Annotated in this window: 13 protein-coding genes; 4 read left to right on the forward strand and 9 right to left on the reverse strand. The window is 72.0% G+C overall.

Translation table 11 applies throughout. The features are described 5' to 3' along the window. Window positions 1-167: 167 nt before the first annotated feature. From ACGFWE_RS33195 to ACGFWE_RS33205, 3 genes are all read right to left on the reverse strand, one after another. Window positions 168-494, reverse strand: coding sequence for a nucleotide pyrophosphohydrolase (locus tag ACGFWE_RS33195; protein ID WP_352382181.1), 327 nt, complete (start codon window positions 492-494; stop codon window positions 168-170). Next, a complete protein-coding gene (locus ACGFWE_RS33200; RefSeq protein WP_352382183.1) occupies window positions 491-1,678 on the reverse strand; it encodes an ATP-binding protein in 1,188 nt (395 codons plus the stop codon). The genes ACGFWE_RS33195 and ACGFWE_RS33200 overlap by 4 nt, the downstream gene beginning before the upstream one ends. A 228-nt stretch (window positions 1,679-1,906) precedes the next feature. Then, window positions 1,907-2,296 carry a cell division protein SepF gene (locus tag ACGFWE_RS33205; protein WP_352382185.1) on the reverse strand — a complete coding sequence of 130 codons (390 nt, stop codon included), beginning with the start codon at window positions 2,294-2,296 and terminating at the stop codon, window positions 1,907-1,909. 212 nt (window positions 2,297-2,508) lie between these two features. On the opposite strand from ACGFWE_RS33205, the gene ACGFWE_RS33210 reads away from it, so the two are divergent. Then, entirely contained in the window at window positions 2,509-4,233 is a 1,725-nt protein-coding gene (locus ACGFWE_RS33210) for a hypothetical protein (protein WP_393603743.1), read from the forward strand. On the opposite strand, the gene ACGFWE_RS33215 is transcribed toward ACGFWE_RS33210, so the two are convergent. Continuing rightward, window positions 4,214-4,729 carry a YceI family protein gene (locus ACGFWE_RS33215; protein ID WP_352382187.1) on the reverse strand — a complete coding sequence of 172 codons (516 nt, stop codon included), beginning with the start codon at window positions 4,727-4,729 and terminating at the stop codon, window positions 4,214-4,216. The two genes, ACGFWE_RS33210 and ACGFWE_RS33215, sit on opposite strands and share 20 nt — an antisense overlap. A gap of 82 nt (window positions 4,730-4,811) precedes the next feature. On the opposite strand from ACGFWE_RS33215, the gene ACGFWE_RS33220 reads away from it, so the two are divergent. After that, window positions 4,812-5,291 (forward strand): MarR family transcriptional regulator, encoded by a 480-nt coding sequence (locus ACGFWE_RS33220; RefSeq protein WP_352382189.1) that lies wholly within the window; start codon window positions 4,812-4,814, stop codon window positions 5,289-5,291. 59 nt (window positions 5,292-5,350) lie between these two features. Further along, window positions 5,351-8,470 (forward strand): FAD-binding and (Fe-S)-binding domain-containing protein, encoded by a 3,120-nt coding sequence (locus ACGFWE_RS33225; RefSeq protein ID WP_393603745.1) that lies wholly within the window; start codon window positions 5,351-5,353, stop codon window positions 8,468-8,470. Between the two features lie 40 nt (window positions 8,471-8,510). Here ACGFWE_RS33225 and ACGFWE_RS33230 read toward each other — a convergent pair whose 3' ends face one another. The 5 genes from ACGFWE_RS33230 to ACGFWE_RS33250 form a co-directional block, all read right to left on the reverse strand. Next, window positions 8,511-9,095, reverse strand: coding sequence for a sigma-70 family RNA polymerase sigma factor (locus tag ACGFWE_RS33230; RefSeq protein WP_352382193.1), 585 nt, complete (start codon window positions 9,093-9,095; stop codon window positions 8,511-8,513). A 168-nt stretch (window positions 9,096-9,263) separates the two neighbouring features. Then, window positions 9,264-9,905 (reverse strand): hypothetical protein, encoded by a 642-nt coding sequence (locus tag ACGFWE_RS33235; protein WP_393603748.1) that lies wholly within the window; start codon window positions 9,903-9,905, stop codon window positions 9,264-9,266. 66 nt (window positions 9,906-9,971) lie between these two features. Further along, window positions 9,972-10,679: a YcnI family protein gene (locus ACGFWE_RS33240; RefSeq protein ID WP_352382197.1), complete on the reverse strand. Its 708-nt coding sequence runs from the start codon at window positions 10,677-10,679 to the stop codon at window positions 9,972-9,974. A 39-nt stretch (window positions 10,680-10,718) separates the two neighbouring features. Beyond that, window positions 10,719-11,294 (reverse strand): hypothetical protein, encoded by a 576-nt coding sequence (locus ACGFWE_RS33245; RefSeq protein WP_352382199.1) that lies wholly within the window; start codon window positions 11,292-11,294, stop codon window positions 10,719-10,721. A 48-nt stretch (window positions 11,295-11,342) separates the two neighbouring features. Further along, a complete protein-coding gene (locus ACGFWE_RS33250) occupies window positions 11,343-15,527 on the reverse strand; it encodes a molybdopterin-dependent oxidoreductase (RefSeq protein WP_393603751.1) in 4,185 nt (1,394 codons plus the stop codon). A 170-nt stretch (window positions 15,528-15,697) separates the two neighbouring features. Between ACGFWE_RS33250 and ACGFWE_RS33255 the strand changes: the two genes are divergently transcribed. Then, window positions 15,698-16,144 carry a Fur family transcriptional regulator gene (locus ACGFWE_RS33255; RefSeq protein WP_352382200.1) on the forward strand — a complete coding sequence of 149 codons (447 nt, stop codon included), beginning with the start codon at window positions 15,698-15,700 and terminating at the stop codon, window positions 16,142-16,144. The last annotated feature ends 48 nt before the right edge of the window (window positions 16,145-16,192 follow it).

Below are 16,192 nucleotides of genomic sequence, written 5' to 3' on the forward strand. Positions count from 1 at the left end.
GTCTGTCGCGACGTACCCCGGGGCACGTCCGCCCGAACTCCCTTGTCCACTACCCAGAGTGAGGTCGCCTGGAACGAAAAACCAGAGGTAGACGGAAATCTGTGGACAACAAATCGATTTCGAAGCCATTTTTCATCACGGAGAGTGAAAGAGGACTGACCCCTTCCTCACGGCGCCGGAAACCGCCGCTCGTTGCGGTCGATCTTCGCGTCCAGTGCGGCCAACGGATCGACGCCGAGCACCTCGCACAGCTGGAGCAGATACGCGAGCACGTCGGCGATCTCGTCCGTGACGCGGTGCGCGGTGTCCGGGTCGTCCATCACCCGCGTCGACTCCTCGGGCGTCAGCCACTGGAAGATCTCCAGCAGTTCGGACGCCTCCACACTGAGCGCGGCGACGAGGTTCTTGGGGGTGTGGTACGGCTGCCAGTCGCGGGCCGCCGCGAAGTCGGCCAGCCTGCGCTGCAGTTTCGCCACGTCAAGAGGTTCGGTCACGGCTCCAGGTGTACCACCGTGACGCCGTCCACCCCCGTGGCCCACGAGGCGTCGCTCACCGCGCCGACGAGCCTGATGTGCCCGCGCTCGCACATCCGCACGGCCAGCCGCAGCAGTTCGGTCCGCTGCCGCGGGTCCAGGCTCCGGTCGAGGTTGTCGGCGAGCACGGTGAGCGTCTGCATCGCCGCGGGCACCTCACCGGCCGGGTCGACCTCCAGCACTCCGGGGCCGGTGAGCAGCACCAGGGCGAGGGCGAGATACCTCAACTCGCCGTCGCCCAGCCGCCCGAGCTCCGTCCGGCTGCCGTCCCCACGGTCGAGCAGGGCCCGGACCATGTCGGCGGGCAGGGGTTCGGCGAGCACGTCGGCGACGGGTCCCGCGCATCCGGCGCGCACCGCGGCGACGAGTTGCGCGTGCCGTCGGCCGCACTCCGTGCGGGTGCGCCACAGGACGTCGGCGAGGTTGTCGCAGCCGCCGAGCAGCCGTCCGGAACCGGTCGGGACGGGCAGGCGCATGCGTCCGGGCCGTGGGTCGCAGCCGAAGACGGAGCGCAGGGCGACGACCATCTGTTCGGCGGCGGCGAGAACGCGTCGCTGTCCATCCGTCTTGCCGGCCACGCGCAACGGCAGCAGGGGGGTGCCGAGCTGGTCGTCCGGGAGCGGGGCGCGGGTGACCGGCGCGGTCCCGGCGGTGTGCCAGGCGGCCTGTACGGATCGGCGGGAGGGGTCGCGCAGGGCGGTCTCCAGCAGGACCAGCCCGCCGGAGGTCAACCGCTCCCCCACGATGCGCAGTTCGGGCTCGGCCTGGACGGCGACATCGAGCCGGACCGGACCTTCGGGCCCGTCGGCCGTGCAGCCGATCCGGAAGCCGCGACGGCGCTGAGCGTCGGGGCGGGCCCGGTCGGGGACGCACGAGAGGGGGTACGGGAACACCTCATCGAGGCTCGCGCCGCCACCGAGTCGCGCGAGCGACTCGTACGCCCGGAGCGCGCTCGTCTTGCCGCTCCCGCTGGGCCCTGCGAACAGGGTCAGCGGCCCGAGCGGCAGCCCGGCCCGCCGGTGTCCGGCGTACGCGGAGAGCCGCAGCTCGGTGAGACAGGGCCGGTCGGGCCGGCGCTGCGGCGACTCCGCGAGCGGCGAAGCGGCCTGGGCCGGTACGACGGAGGAGGTGGGGGACACACGCATATCCGGACCGTAGGACTCCGCCACGGGGCGAACCGTTCCTCCGTCGCGGCCTTCCCACGAACGAGCGAACGCCACCCCGGCCGGCCGTGACGTCCGTCCGGAAGCAGCCCGCCCCCATGTCGACCGACGGCCCCACAACCGGACCACCGTCGAACCAGCGCGCCAGCCTCACTACCGCGCCGGCAGATCAGCCAGGCCGCCCCCGCGACCAGCCCCCGCCCCCAACCGCTATGCCCCCGGCATCCCCGCGCTCTCCATCAACCCCGTCACCTCGGTGCCGGCCGGAGTGAGCAGGAACACGTTCCGGTCCACCCGGTGCATCCCGCTGGCCAGTCCGAACACGACGCCCGTGCTGAAGTCGAGGACCCGCTTGGCGACGTCCGTCTCCGCGCTGGTGAGGTCGAGGAGGACGGGGATGCCCGCCATCAGGGTCTCGGCGACCTCGCGGGCGTCCGCGAAGACGTTGATCCGCAGGACCACGAACCGGCGCCGGGCCTCGGTCTCGGCCTCCGGCACGGACCGGTGGTCGACCGCGGACGGCCACGCGTCCCGCCCGCGCAACGGAACGACCTGGGCGAGCCCCTCCCACTGTTCATCGGTGACGTCGTACCTGTTCACCGGCTGCCCCCGCTCCGATTCGCATTCAATGCCTGCACCAGCCAATTCTTACGCCAAGTCACCCGTTCGGCCCAACAACGACACGGTCCGCGACGGACACGGCGGACACATCACGTCACCCTCGACCGGACGAAAGGGTCTTACCCCCCTCACACCGGACTCTTGGCCTCCGTCGCCACCTCGCTCACCGGGTCCGATTAGCGTCCGGTGCCGTGCTCCTGGCAGAAACTCAGCTGTCGGCGCCCGGCCGGCCGACCCAGCCGGCGGTGTCCACCGCCCCGGAACCTCCCACGCAGTGGCATCGCGTCCTGACGCTGCTGGCGGACGTCAGCCTGTTCATCGGCACGCGCCAGGTGTGGACACAGGCGGCCACCCACCGGCCCGCCGTGGCCGCGGTCATCTCGGCCTGTTACGCGTCGATCCTCGTCTGCGGCGTGCTCGCCCTGGTCGTGCGCGGCCGGCGCTCCCTCGCGCGCGTGGACCTGTGCGTGCTGGTGACCGGTCTGACGCTCGCCCTGTGTGCGTTCGCCCTGTTCCACCGCGGCTCCGACGAGTCCGTCCTCACCGCGCAGGCGGCCCGCGACCTGGTCGCCGGGCACGGGATCTACGGCCGTCCCTGGCCCTGGCTCTTCGGCGGCAACGGCATCGCGCTCACCCCGACCGTCACGGGCGGCTACGACTACACCTACGGCTATCCCCCGCTCGCCCCGCTGCTGACCGCCCCCCTGCTGTGGCTCGGCCACGGCGGTCTGCCGGCCATAGCGATGAGTACGGGTGCGCTGCTCGTCGGCACGGTCGTGCTGTGGTGGCTGCTGCCGACGCCGTGGCGGTCGGCGGCGACGATGACGTGCCTGGGATTCTCGATGGTCTCCATGTACGGCCGGCTCGGTTACCCCGCGATCCTGGCGCTGGCCCTGCTGGTGCCGGTGGTGGTGCGCTGGCCCCGGATCGGGCGGGGCGGGCGGCTGGGTCCGACCGGGGTGGCGCAGGCCGCCTGTCTGGGGGCGGCGTGCGCGGCGCAGCAACTGCCGTGGTTCCTCGCGCCGTTCCTGCTCGCCGGGATCTACGCGGTACGGCGCGGGGAGTTCGGCGCGCGGGCGGCGGGGCTGGTGGTGCTGCGGCTCGCCGGGGTCGCTGCCGCCGTATGGCTGTTGATCAACGCGTACTTCGTCGTGAGCCAACCGGTCGCGTGGCTGAAGGGGATCGCGCTGCCGCTGATCCAGGGCGCGGTGCTGCACGGCCAGGGCCTGGTGGGCGTGTCGCTGTATCTCACGGGCGGCAGCGACCGGCTCGACTGGTACGGGTACGCGAGTCTGCTGCTGCTCGCCGGTCTGCTGGCGCTGTTCGTGGTGTTCGTGCGCCGCCTCGGCCCGGCGGCGACCGTGCTGCCGTGGCTGGCCTTCTGGCTGGCGACGCGTTCGCAGGACGGCTACTACCTGATGATGACCCCGTTGTGGCTGGCGGCGGCGGTCACCGCGCCCGCGCCGGAGTTCGCGGGGGCCTGGCAGCCGTTCACCCGCCGGCTCACCGGCCCGCACCGGCGTCCGGCACGGATCGCCGCGGCTGTTCTGCTGCTGAGTCCGGCACTGGCGAGCGCGGCGCTGGCGGCCACCGGCTCACCGCCCCTGCGCATGGAGGTCACCTCCGTGCGGCACGACGTCCGCACGCTCTCCCGGCTGACGCTCCGTGTCACCAACACGGACGACGAGGCCCTCACGCCCCATTTCACCCTCACCCGGGGTCAGGGCATGTACCCGTACTTCTCGGTCCTGCGGGGACCCAGGACGCTGACCGCGCACGCGACGGCGACCTATGAACTGCGGCCGCCCGGGGGGACGTACGCCCTCCCGAAGCCGGGTCGGCACATCCGGCTCCGGGTGTTCACGTCCTCGCCGCAGACGCTGTCGAGCACCTACGTCACGCTGCCGACCGCTTGAAGCGGAGCGAGGCGGTGACCGTGGTCAGGCCGCGGATCATGCCCAGCTGGTTCCAGCCCAGGCCGAACTGGTCGCGGTCCACCGAGAACTCGGCGTTCAGCGTGACCGCGTCGGCGCTCACGTCGCCGACCTTTGCGGTGAACGACTGGGGGCGGCTGATGCCGCGCGCGGTGAGCTGACCGATCACGTGCACCTGGTCGCCGTCCCGCAGCTCGGCGCTGCGCACCGCGAAGGTGATCTGGGGGTGGTTCTCGACGTCGAAGAAGTCGGCGCCGCGCAGGTGTTCGTCGCGCTTGGCGTTCTTGGTGTCGAGGGAGGCGGCGTCGAGGGTCACGGTGCCGACGGCGGACCCGTCTGCCCGCACCTCGCCCTGGCCTTCCACGCCGGCGAAGGCGCCCTTCACGGTCACCAGGCCCCACATGGTCTTGTGCTTGAGCGCGACGGTGGTGGCGGTCCGGTCGAGCTGCCAGGTCCCGGTTTCGACGGCGACGGTCATGATCCCTCGGTTCTGTAGTTCAAATTTGGATGATGTCACGCTAGCGCATACTCCAAATTTGAACAACAGCTACACTCGAAGCATGGCCGATCCGTCCGAATGTCCCGCCGCGTCCGGCGGACTCCTGCCCCCTGAGCTGCACGCATGGATGCTGATGCTGGCCGCGACGGGAGCCGTCGAGCAGGAGCTGCGCTCCGTCGTGAAGGAACGGCTGGACGTCTCGCACGACGAGTTCCTGGTCCTGTCGCTGCTCGGCGCACACCCCGGCCAGGCCCTGCGCATGACCCAGATCGCCGAGCTCCTGGGCCGCCCGAAGACCCGCCTCACCTACCAGATCGCCTGCCTTCAGCACGCCGGTCTGGTCACTCGCAGATCGGTCTGCGGTGACAAGCGGGGCATCGAGGTCACCCTCACCGAGAAGGCCCGAGGGCTGCTCAAGGACGCCTCCGACGCACTCGCCGAGACGGTCAAGGAGGCCTTCGGGCGCTTCGTCGGCCCCGCGCAGCGCCAGGCGTTGTGCGCGCTGATGCCCGACTTCGTCGCGGAGCCGGCACCGGAGTAGTCACCGGTGCGGCCGCGGGTACCCGGCCGGTGCCCGCGCCGACACCGGAGGAGGGACTCATGACGACCTCCGACCTGCCCGCTCCTGCCGTACGCCGACCCGACGCACCCACGCCGGACACAGCGGCCCTGGAACACGCGCTGCGCGAGCAGGTCGACGGCGAGGTCCGCTTCGACGCCGGGAGCCGGGCCGCCTACTCGACGGACGCCTCGAACTTCCGTCAGACCCCGATCGGCGTGGTCGTGCCCCGGACGCCCGAAGCGGCCGCGGAGGCGGTGGCCGTGGCCCGCGAGCACGACGCGCCGGTGCTGTCCCGGGGTGGCGGGACCAGCCTCGCCGGACAGTGCACCAACACCGCCGTGGTGATCGACTGGTCGAAGTACTGCGACCGTCTGGAGTCCGTAAACCCCGACGCCCGCACCTGTGTCATCCAGCCCGGCATCGTCCTCGACGAACTCAACCGCCAACTCGCCCCGCAGGGACTGCGGTTCGGACCGGAGCCCGCCACCCACGCCAACTGCACCATCGGCGGCATGATCGGCAACAACTCCTGCGGGGCCACCGCGCAGGCGTACGGCAAGGTCGTCGACAACATCGCACGCCTGGAAGTCCAGTTGTACGACGGCACCCGGTTCTGGTGCGGGGAGACCAGCGACGAGGAGTACGCCGAGATCGAGCGGCACGGAGATCTGCGGGCCCGGCTGTACCGGCAGTTGCGCGCCCTGCGCGACACCTACGCCGACGAGATCCGCGCCCGCTTCCCCGACATCCCGCGCCGCGTCTCCGGCTACAACCTCGACTCGCTGCTCCCGGAGTACGGCTTCGACGTCGCCGGGCTGCTGGTCGGCAGCGAGTCGACGCTGGTCACGGTGGTGCGCGCGGAGCTGGAACTGGTCCCGGTGGTCAAGGAGCGCACCCTGGTCGTCCTCGGGTTCCCCGACATCGAGACGGCCGCGGACGCGGTACCGGCGATCCTGCCGTACGAGCCGATCGCCCTGGAGGGCCTGGACGCGCGGCTGATCCGGGACGAACGGATCAAGCGCCTCAACCCCAAGGCCCGCGCCGAACTCCCCGAGGGAAACGCCTTCTTGATGGTGCAGTTCGGCGCGGACACCCCGCAGGAGGCCGACGAACACGCCCACCGCATGCTCGGCGGCCTGCACGAGTCGGAGCACGACCCCCAGGTCGCCTTCCTCGACGACCCGTCCCACGAACAGGAGTTGTGGCAGGTCCGCGAGGCCGGACTCGGCGCCACCGCGCACATCCCCGGCCGCCCCGACACCTTCGAGGGCTGGGAGGACTCCGCGGTCCCACCCGAACGGCTCGGCGACTACCTGCGCCGACTGCGGTGCCTGTACGACGAGTTCGGCTACCTGAGCGACACCGGGCCCAGTCTCTACGGCCACTTCGGGCACGGCTGTGTGCACACCCGGATCCCCTTCGACCTGTACTCCGCCGACGGGGTCGCGGCCTACCGGCGGTTCATGGAGCGGGCGGCCGACCTGGTCGTCGAGTTCGGCGGTTCCCTCTCCGGCGAGCACGGCGACGGACAGAGCCGGGGCGAGCTGCTGCCCCGCATGTTCGGGGAGCGACTGGTCACCGCCTTCGGCCAGGTGAAGGCCCTCTTCGACCCGTTCGACCGGATGAACCCCGGGAAGGTCGTGGCGCCGTACGGACTCGACGAGAACCTGCGCCTCGGCGGCGACTGGGCGCCGTACGACCCCCGCGACCTGCACTTCCGCTTCCCGCACGACGGCGGGTCCTTCGCCGACGCCGCCAACCGCTGTGTGGGCGTGGGGAAATGCCGTCAGCACACCACCGAGGGCGGCGCGGTGATGTGCCCGTCCTACCAGGTCACGCACGAGGAGGAGCACTCCACGCGTGGGCGGGCCCGGCTGCTGTTCGAGATGCTCGACGGGCACGGCGACAGCCCGGTCCAGGGCGGCTGGCGGTCGGAGGCGGTCCGGGACGCGCTCGATCTGTGTCTGGCCTGCAAGGGCTGCAAGAAGGACTGTCCGGCGGACGTCGACATGGCCACGTACAAGGCGGAGTTCCTCTCCCACCACTACGAGGGCCGCTGGTGGCGCAGGCCCCGCGCCCATCTCTCCATGGGCTGGCTGCCCGCCGTGGCGCAGGTCGTGGGACGCACCCGGCTCGGGCCCGTCGTCAACGCGTTGACCCACACCCCGCCGCTGTCCAGGGCGGCGGTGGCGCTCGCGGGCGTCGAGAACCGCGAGATCCCGCTGTTCGCCGGGGAGACGCTGCAGCAGTGGTTCGCCCGGCACGAGCCGTACGGGGACGGGGCGCGCGGCAGCGTCCTGCTGTGGCCGGACACCTTCACCAACCACTTCCACCCGCACATCGGACAGGCGGCCGTGACCCTGATGGAGCACGCGGGCTGGCGGGTCGTCCTGCCGAAGGAGCCGCTGTGCTGCGGTCTGACCTGGATCTCGACCGGACAACTCGCCACCGCGGAGCGGGTGTTGGGCCGGACCGTGCGCAGGCTGGCCGAGCACGTCAGGGCGGGCGGTCTGGTGGTCGGCCTGGAGCCCAGCTGCACGGCCGTGTTCCGCTCGGACGCGCCCGAGCTGTTCCCCACCGACCGTGACGTGCGGCGGCTGCGCGACCGGACGGTCACACTCGCGGAACTCCTCACCGAGCACTCCCCCGGCTACGAGCCGCCGCACGTCCCGGAACGCTCTGCAAAGGCTCTCGCCCAGGTGCACTGCCACCAGCACGCGGTACTGGACTGGCAGGCCGACCGGGAGCTCCTGCGCCGCGCCGGGGTCGACGCCGAACGACTCGACTCCGGCTGCTGCGGTCTCGCCGGCAACTTCGGTTTCGAGCCGGGCCACCTGGAGGTCAGCGAGGCGTGTGCGGAACGCGTCCTGCTCCCCCGGCTGCGCGAGGAGCCCCCGGAGACGGTGGTCCTGGCCGACGGCTTCAGCTGCCGGACCCAGATCCACGAGCTCGACAGCGGCGGCCACGAGGGGGTGCACCTGGCGGAGCTGCTGGCGAGCGCGATCCCGGGGGCACCGGGCAGCGCGTACGGTGTGGCGCCGGGCGCGAGGCCGGCCGGCCCGAGCCGCAGGGCCAGGGCACTGACCTCGGCCGGGGCGGGGCTCGCAGGTCTGGCCGCGGCGGCCACGGCGGCTCGGTACCTCCGGAACAAGCGGTGACCGGACCTTTCCCGGGGGAGCCGCACCGCCGTAGGCGCTCTCAGCCCGCCAGTTCCATCAGCACTCCCCTGGCCCGCGCCACCCGGGACCGCACCGTCCCCACAGGACACCCGCTCACCACGGCCGCCTCCTCGTAGGACAGCCCCAGCATCTGCGTCAGCACGAACGCCTCGCGCCGCTCGTCCGGTAGCGCGGCCAGCAGGTCGAGCAGCGCTATACCGTCGTCGAAGCCGGGCACGCCCCGCGGTTGGGCGCGTTCGGCCGCGGCCTGCCAGTCGGAACCGTCGTACCGGCGGGGCCGGGCCGCGGCATGGCGGAACCCGTCGATCACCGCACGGCGGGCGATGGAAAGGAGCCAGGCCCGCGCCGAGGACCGCCCCTCGAACCGGTGCAGGCTGCCGAGCGCCCGCAGGAACGTGTCCTGGGCCAGGTCGTCCACGGCCTGGGGGTCGGCGCAGAGGTAGGAGACATAGCGCAGCACGTCATGGTGGAGCGCGCGGACGAACTGCTCGACGGCGTCGGTGTCACCGGCACGGGCGGCGAGGGCCCAGGCGGTGGCGGAGGCGTCGGCGGACTCCCGTTGAGCGCGGGGGTCGGCCGGGGCGGGCGGGGCGGAAGTGATCACCAGGTGTCCTTCTCGGGTCAGCCGTGATCCGGACCGCCGGCTGTGCACACGGGGGCGCGGGGCGGTCCGGTGAGGAGACGCGGTCGTACGGCGCCGGCGTGGATGTGCACGTGGGCGTACGGCCGGGGGCCGAGTCGCGCAGGGGCGGCCTCGGCGCACTGGCTGTCGTCAGGCGACAGCGGTCCCCGGGGGCGGACCGCGATGGCTGATCGCGTGGCCGAGAAGGAGAAGGCGCGGCTCCCGCTGCGAGCGGGGCCGGCAGGCCCGCGGACGCGGGCGGTCGGGGGTGGCGGGCAGGGCGAGCAGCAGCCGCAGCGGGGCGACCAGCCGTGCCGCGACGGCCCGCAGGATGCGGAACGCGGCCCGCTCGCCGTACGCCAGCCAGAGGCCGGTCAGGAGTGCGGCGAGCAGGTGGGCGGCGTACATCCCGAAGGGCACGAGGAACGACAGGGCGCCGACACCCGACGAGGTCCCCATGGAGGCCGCATCGACGGAGTCCATGCCGCTCATGTGCATGGACTCCGTGTGCATCCCGCCCATGTCCTGCGCCACCGCTGTGGACTGCGCGAGGGAGAACGCCAGGTGGAGGGCCGTCTGGGCGCCGACCACGACGGCCACGATCAGCGGCAGCCCGCGTTCACGGCCGGCCAGACACCAGCCCGCGCAACCGGTCACGGCCAGGCCCGCGGCCAGTGTCCGGCCCGGCACCTGGGCGCCGGACATGAGGACGTGGCCCAGGGCGGCGAGCAGCACACAGACGGCCGCGAACACCGCGGCCCGTACTGTGCGTGCACACCACCCAGCAGTCATGGCGCCTCATCCTCCCATCCGGGCACCCGTCGTCACCTGTGGGTACGGAAATCCGCAGGTCCCCGCTCAGCGCGCACGGCGGCTCCGGACGACGGCGAAGGCGCCGGCCGCCAGTCCCAGGACGCCCACGACCAGTCCGGCGACGCCGAGACCGCGGGCGGTGGAGTCGCTCGCGGACGCCTTGGCAGGCGCGGCGGCGGAGGTCTTCGACGCGGTGGCCGACGCGGTTGTGCCCGCCGTCAGCTTGAGGACCGGCGCCGGGTTCTCCGGCTCGTCGTCTCCCTGGGCGGCCTCCTCGATCCAGCGGACGACCTTGCCGTCGGAGTAGGTCTGCAGGGTCTTGAAGGTCAACTGGGCGGTGTCATCGGGAAGTTGGCCGAACGCGACGTCGAAGTCCTCGTAGTGGCCGGGGCCGATCTTTCCGCCGGTCCAGGTGATCTCGGAGACCGCGTCGGTGATCGTGCCGTCGTCCGTCTTGACCGGCGTCTTGAGCTTGGTGTCGGTGACCTCGGCGGTCCAGCCGTCGTGCGGGGAGACGAGCACGCCGAGCAGGGGGTGGTCGGTGGGCAGGAACAGCTGGACCTTCGTGGTGCTGGCGGTGTCGCTCTCGTCGGGTACGCGGAAGGTCAGGGCGCCGTCGGTGGCGCCCTTGGCGTAGCTGTCGGGGTGGACGGTGACGTGCGCGGAGGCGACGCCGGCGGCGGTGAGGACGGCGCAGGCGGCGAGGGCGGTGCCGAGGCCGGCGCGGCGCAGGGCGATGCGTGCTGAGGACATGGGTGAGGGATCTCCGTACTGACAGGAAGGGGTGGAGGGTCAGAGCGCGTACGGGATCGTCGTGGGCGGTCCCCGCCGGTGGACCGTGTGGCGGAGCAGGACCGGGCGGGGGGTGCGCGGGCCGTCGGCCGGTGGGCGGACGGGGTCCGGGGCGACCGGTTCGCCGTACCCCTGCCACCAGGCCGCGAGGCCCGGTACGAGCGCGGCCGCCCGGCGCAGGAGCGACCACAGGGCGGCCTCGCCGCGCCGCAGCCACCAGGTCAGCAGGACGGCCGCCGAGACGTGGGCCGCGGTGGCGTGCGGGGTCAGGGCGTGCGCGTGCGTGTGGGTCATGCGCACGCCGTGCATGACCATCACCGTGTGGGGTCGCACCGAGCCGAAGGCCAGATGCAGTCCGCCCTGGGAGGTGAGCGTCGCCGCGCCGATGGCCCCGAGCGACCGTTCCCGGCCGCCGAGCAGCCACCCGGCCGCGAACACCGGTACGAACCCGGCCGCCTGTGTCCACACCGGCGGCGCCATACCGGTCGCCAGTGTGTGTCCTCCGGCGGCCAGCAGCACACAGAGCGCGGCGAACACCGCCGCGCGCAGGCTGCGGACCGCTGGGGACGCCCTCATGGCGACCGATACTGCCACGTGTGGCCGAAGCCCCGCCCACGGGTGCGGTCAGTAGATGTCACGTACATAGCGCTTCTCCGCGGCGAGTTGCTTCACATAGGCCGCCGCGCCCGCCTGGTCCAGGCCGCCGTGGAGGGCCGCGATGTCCCGGAGCGCCTGGTCGACGTCCTTCGCCATGCGGGAGGCGTCGCCGCACACATAGAAGTGGGCGCCGTCCTGGAGCCAGGACCACAGCAGCGGGCCGTGCTCGCGCATCCGGTCCTGGACGTACACCTTGGCGCGCTGGTCGCGGGAGAAGGCGGTGTCCAGGCGGGCGAGGGTGCCGTCCGCGAGGAACCCGGTCAGCTCCTCCTCGTAGTAGAAGTCGGTCGCCCTGTGCTGTTCGCCGAAGAACAGCCAGTTCGGGCCCCGGTGGCCGAGCGCCCGGCGCTGCTCCAGGAAGCCGACGAAGGGCGCGACACCGGTGCCGGGGCCGACCATGACCATGGGCGTGGCGGAGTCGGCCGGCGGGCGGAAGTGCGGGGAGCGCTGGACGTGGACGGGCACCGGGGTGTCCGTGGCGGCGTCGGCGAGGAAGGGTGAGCAGACGCCCTGGCGGGGCCTGCCGTGCAGGTTCTCGTAGCGCACCACGGAGACGGTCAGCGAGACGAGGTGCGGGTCGGTCAGCGGGCTGGACGATATGGAGTACAGGCGCGGCTGGAGGCGTCCGAGGGCCTGCGCCCACTCCTGCGGGCCGGCCTTCACGGCGTACTCCGTGATCACGTCCACGGCCTGCCTGCCCCAGCCCCACTTGGCGAGCTCGTCCTTGTTGTCCGGGCGCAGAAGCTTCTTCAACTCCCTTGCGTCACCGGTGCGTTCGGCGACGAACCGGAGCAGGCCGGGGGTGATCCTGGTGATGTCGAGGTGGCGCCTGAACGCCTCGCCGAGCGCGACCTCGCCCACGCCGTTGACGTCCACCGCGGCCCCGGCGTCCAGACCGGTGACCGCGAGCCACTCCTCCACCAGGTCGGCCGAGTTGAGCGGCCGGATGCCGAGGGCGTCGCCCGCCTCGTACAGCAGCGGGCTCTCGGCGTCCCGGGTGTCGAAGGTGAACCTGCGGACCTCCTTGCCGGCGCCGGGCAGGCTCAGCAGGCGGTTGCCGGCGAGTCGGGCGAGGACGGGGGCGGGCTTCTTCGGGCGGGGCGGGGTGACGGGGAGGGCGGGCAGGGCGGGGGCGGCGGGTCGCGCGGTCGGACCGGCGAGGGCGACGGACGTACCGGAGGCAGCCGTCGAGGTGCCGGAGTGCGCCTCGGCCTGGTCGGACAGGGCCGTCAGGACCTGGTCCAGCCAGCCGTGTGCCGCGTCCTCGAAGTCCGGTTCGCAGTCCGTGCGCGGGGCGAGCCGCAGCGCGCCCAGTTCGTCGAGGCGCTGGTCGAGGCGCCGGCCGTGGCCGCAGAAGTCGTCGTACGACGAGTCGCCGAAGGCCAGCACCGCGTACCGGCGGCCTTCCAGGCGGGGGGTCCCGGGGTCGGCCAGGGTCTCCCAGAAACCGCTGCCGTTGTCGGGGGCGTCGCCGTCGCCGAAGGTGCTGGTGATCAGCAACAGGTCGGCGCCGGGCGGCAGTTCACCGAGGTCGGCTTCGTCCATGCCGAGCAGCGAGGCGGGGTGGCCGACCGTCTTGAGCCGCTCGGCGGTGGCGGCGGCGAACTCCTCGGCGTTGCCGGTCTGCGAGGCCCACAGGATGACGACCTCACGGCGCAGTTGTGTGGCCGAGGGCTGTGTGGCCGCCGCCCGGGAGTACATCCCGGCGAGTGTGCCGTTCACCCACAGGGCGTGTTCGGGACTGAAGGGCGCGTCGGGCGGCAGCACCGGCACCCCGGGCGCCCCGGCGGGGACTCCGGCGAGGAAGCCGACCAGGTACTGGCGCTCCTGCGCGGTGAGGACGGGCGGCGGTGCGGGGTCGAGGCCGAAGACGGACGCGGCCGTGGACGCAACCGGAGCAACCTCGGCGATCTCATGCCCGGTTACCGAACCCGGAGCCATCACGGCCGCCGGTGTCCGCAAGGCCACCGGCGTCGGCACCTTCGTGAGCGACACCGCGCACACCTTGAACTCCGGCTGGAACGACAGCGGATCGACGGCGTCGTTCGTCACCGCGTTGACGCTCAGGTACTCCCCGAACAGGTCGTTCCAGTGGAAGGGCGCGAAGCAGCACCCCGGCCGCACCCGGTCCGTCACCACGGCCGGCAGCACGGCCCGCCCGCGCCGCGAGGCCACCTCGACGGAGTCGCCGTCGGCCACCCCGAGGGCCGACGCGTCCTGCGGATGCAGCTCCACGAAGGGCCCGGGGTTCAGCTTGTTCAGCTTCGCCACCCTGGACGTCTTGGTCAGCGTGTGCCACTGGTGCTGGAGCCGCCCGGTGTTCAGGACGAAGGGGTAGTCGTCGTCCGGCATCTCGGCCGGCGGAATGTGCGGCCGGGCGTAGAAGACGGCACGCCCGCTCGCGGTGGGGAAGGCCAGCGAACCGTCCTGCGCCACGTACCGGATCGGGTTCCGGTCCGGCCCGTCCGGACTCGCCGCGGGCCACTGCACCGGCGTCTGCCGAAGCCGGTCGTAGGAGACCCCGCGCAGATCCCAGCCCGTCTTCGGGTTCCAGGCCCGCTTGATCTCCTCGAAGACGTCCTCGGCACTGTCGTAGGAGAACCCCTTCTCGTACCCCATCTCGCAGGCGACGGCGGCGATGATCCGCCAGTCGGCCATCGCCTCGCCGGGCGGGTCGGCCACCGCCGGGGTCAGCGTGAGGTTGCGCTCGCTGTTGACGAAGACGCCCTCGCCCTCCGTCCACAGCGCACCCGGCAGCACGACGTCGGCGTACGCGTTGGTCTCGGTGTCGGCGAAGACGTCCTGCGTGACGACGAACTCGGCGGCTTCCAGGCCCTCGATGACCGTGCGGCGGTTGGCGACGGAGGCGACCGGGTTGGTGCAGATGATCCAGCACGCCTTGATCTCGCCGTCGGCCATCTTCTGGAACATCTCGACCGTGCCCTTGCCGACGCCGTCGGCGCGCAGGGTGTCCGGGGGCAGCTCCCAGAGCTCCTCCATGAAGGCCCGCTCGTCATCGACGAGGACGGACCGCTGGCCGGGCAGTCCCGGCCCCATGTAGCCCATCTCGCGGCCGCCCATGGCGTTGGGCTGGCCGGTGAGGGAGAAGGGGCCGCTGCCGGGGCGGCACAGGGCGCCCGTGGCGAGGTGGAGGTTGACCAGGGCGTTGGTGTTCCAGGTGCCGTGGGTGGACTGGTTGAGCCCCATGGTCCACAGGCTCATCCACTCACCTGCCGAGCCGATGAGCCGCGCCGCCTCCCGGATGTCCTCCTCGGCGAGGCCTGTCATGGCGGCCACCGTGGCGGGCGGGTAGTCGGCGAGGAACTCCGGCATCGCCTCCCAGCCCTCGGTGTGCGCGGCGATGAAGTCGGGGTCGATGTCGCCGTCCGCGTGCAGCAGATGCAGCAGGCCGTTGAGGAGCGCGAGGTCGGTGCCCGGCTTGATCTGGAGGTACAGGTCCGCCTTCGCGGCCGTGGCGGTGCGTCGCGGGTCGACGACGATCACCTTGGCGCCCGCCGACTTCACCCGCTCCATCATCCTCAGGAACAGGATGGGATGGCAGTCGGCCATGTTGGAGCCGATGACGAGGAAGAGGTCGGCCTGCTCGAAGTCCTGGTACGAGCCGGGCGGCCCGTCCGCGCCGAGCGAGAGCTTGTAGCCGGTGCCGGCGCTGGCCATGCACAACCGGGAGTTCGACTCGATCTGGTTGGTGCGGATGAACCCCTTGGCGAGCTTGTTGGCCAGGTACTGGGCCTCCAGGCTCATCTGCCCGGACACGTAGAGCGAGACGGCGTCGGGGCCGTGCTCGTCGACGATCTCCCGCAGCCGCCGGGCCGTCTCGGTGATCGCCGCGCCGACGGCTTCAGGCGCCGGCTCCTCCCCCCGCTCGGGCCGTACAAGGGCCGTGGCCAGCCGCCCGGGCGCGGCCAGCAGGTCGGCGGTGGTCGCGCCCTTGGTGCAGAGCTTGCCGAAGTTGGCGGGGTGCTCCTTGTCGCCGGACGCCTTCAGGACCGTACGCCGTCCGTCCGGGCCGGTCCCGATGTCGAGGACCAGGCCGCAGCCCACACCGCAGTACGAGCAGACCGTCCGCACCACGGGCACGCCTCCTGACCTCAGCCGACTCGATCTCCCCCGACCGTACGAAACGCCCATTACACAGATGTCTCCCGTGCCGTTCATCAGGGGTTACACCGCACGCACACCGGAGCGGCCAGTGTTGTGAGCGCCTGCGCGGCTGAGAGGGTCCCCCGATCCGACGCGCCACAAATTTGGAACGGTTCCATTTCTTGAACCATTCGTGTTTGTGGGGGTAGGTTGGTCGCATGACCGCCCCCCAGCTTCCGAACACCGCCGATGAGCTGCGCGGTGCCGGCCTGCGGGTGACGGCCGCGCGCGTCGCACTGCTCGAGACCGTCCGGGCCGGTGACCACCTCCCGGCAGACGCGATCGCCACAGGTGTGCGCGACCGTCTCGGCCACATATCCCTCCAGGCCGTGTACGAGGCCCTGCACTCGCTCACCGCGGCGGGTCTCGTGCGCCGCCTCGAGCCGCCCGGCAGCGCGGCACGGTTCGAGGGACGGGTCGGGGACAACCACCATCACCTGGTCTGCCGGTCGTGCGGGGCCGTCGTCGACGTCGACTGTGCCGTCGGTCACGCGCCCTGCCTGACAGCTTCCGACGACCGCGGCTTCTCGATCGACGAGGCCGAGGTCATCTACTGGGGCCTGTGCCCCGACTGCTCCGCCCAAAGGCTTACTTCAGCACCCTGATCAAGGCTTACTTCAGCACCGTGATCCACCCAGTTCGGAAGGACTTCC

This window comes from Streptomyces sp. NPDC048523, from assembly GCF_043199815.1.
Lineage (GTDB): Bacteria > Actinomycetota > Actinomycetes > Streptomycetales > Streptomycetaceae > Streptomyces.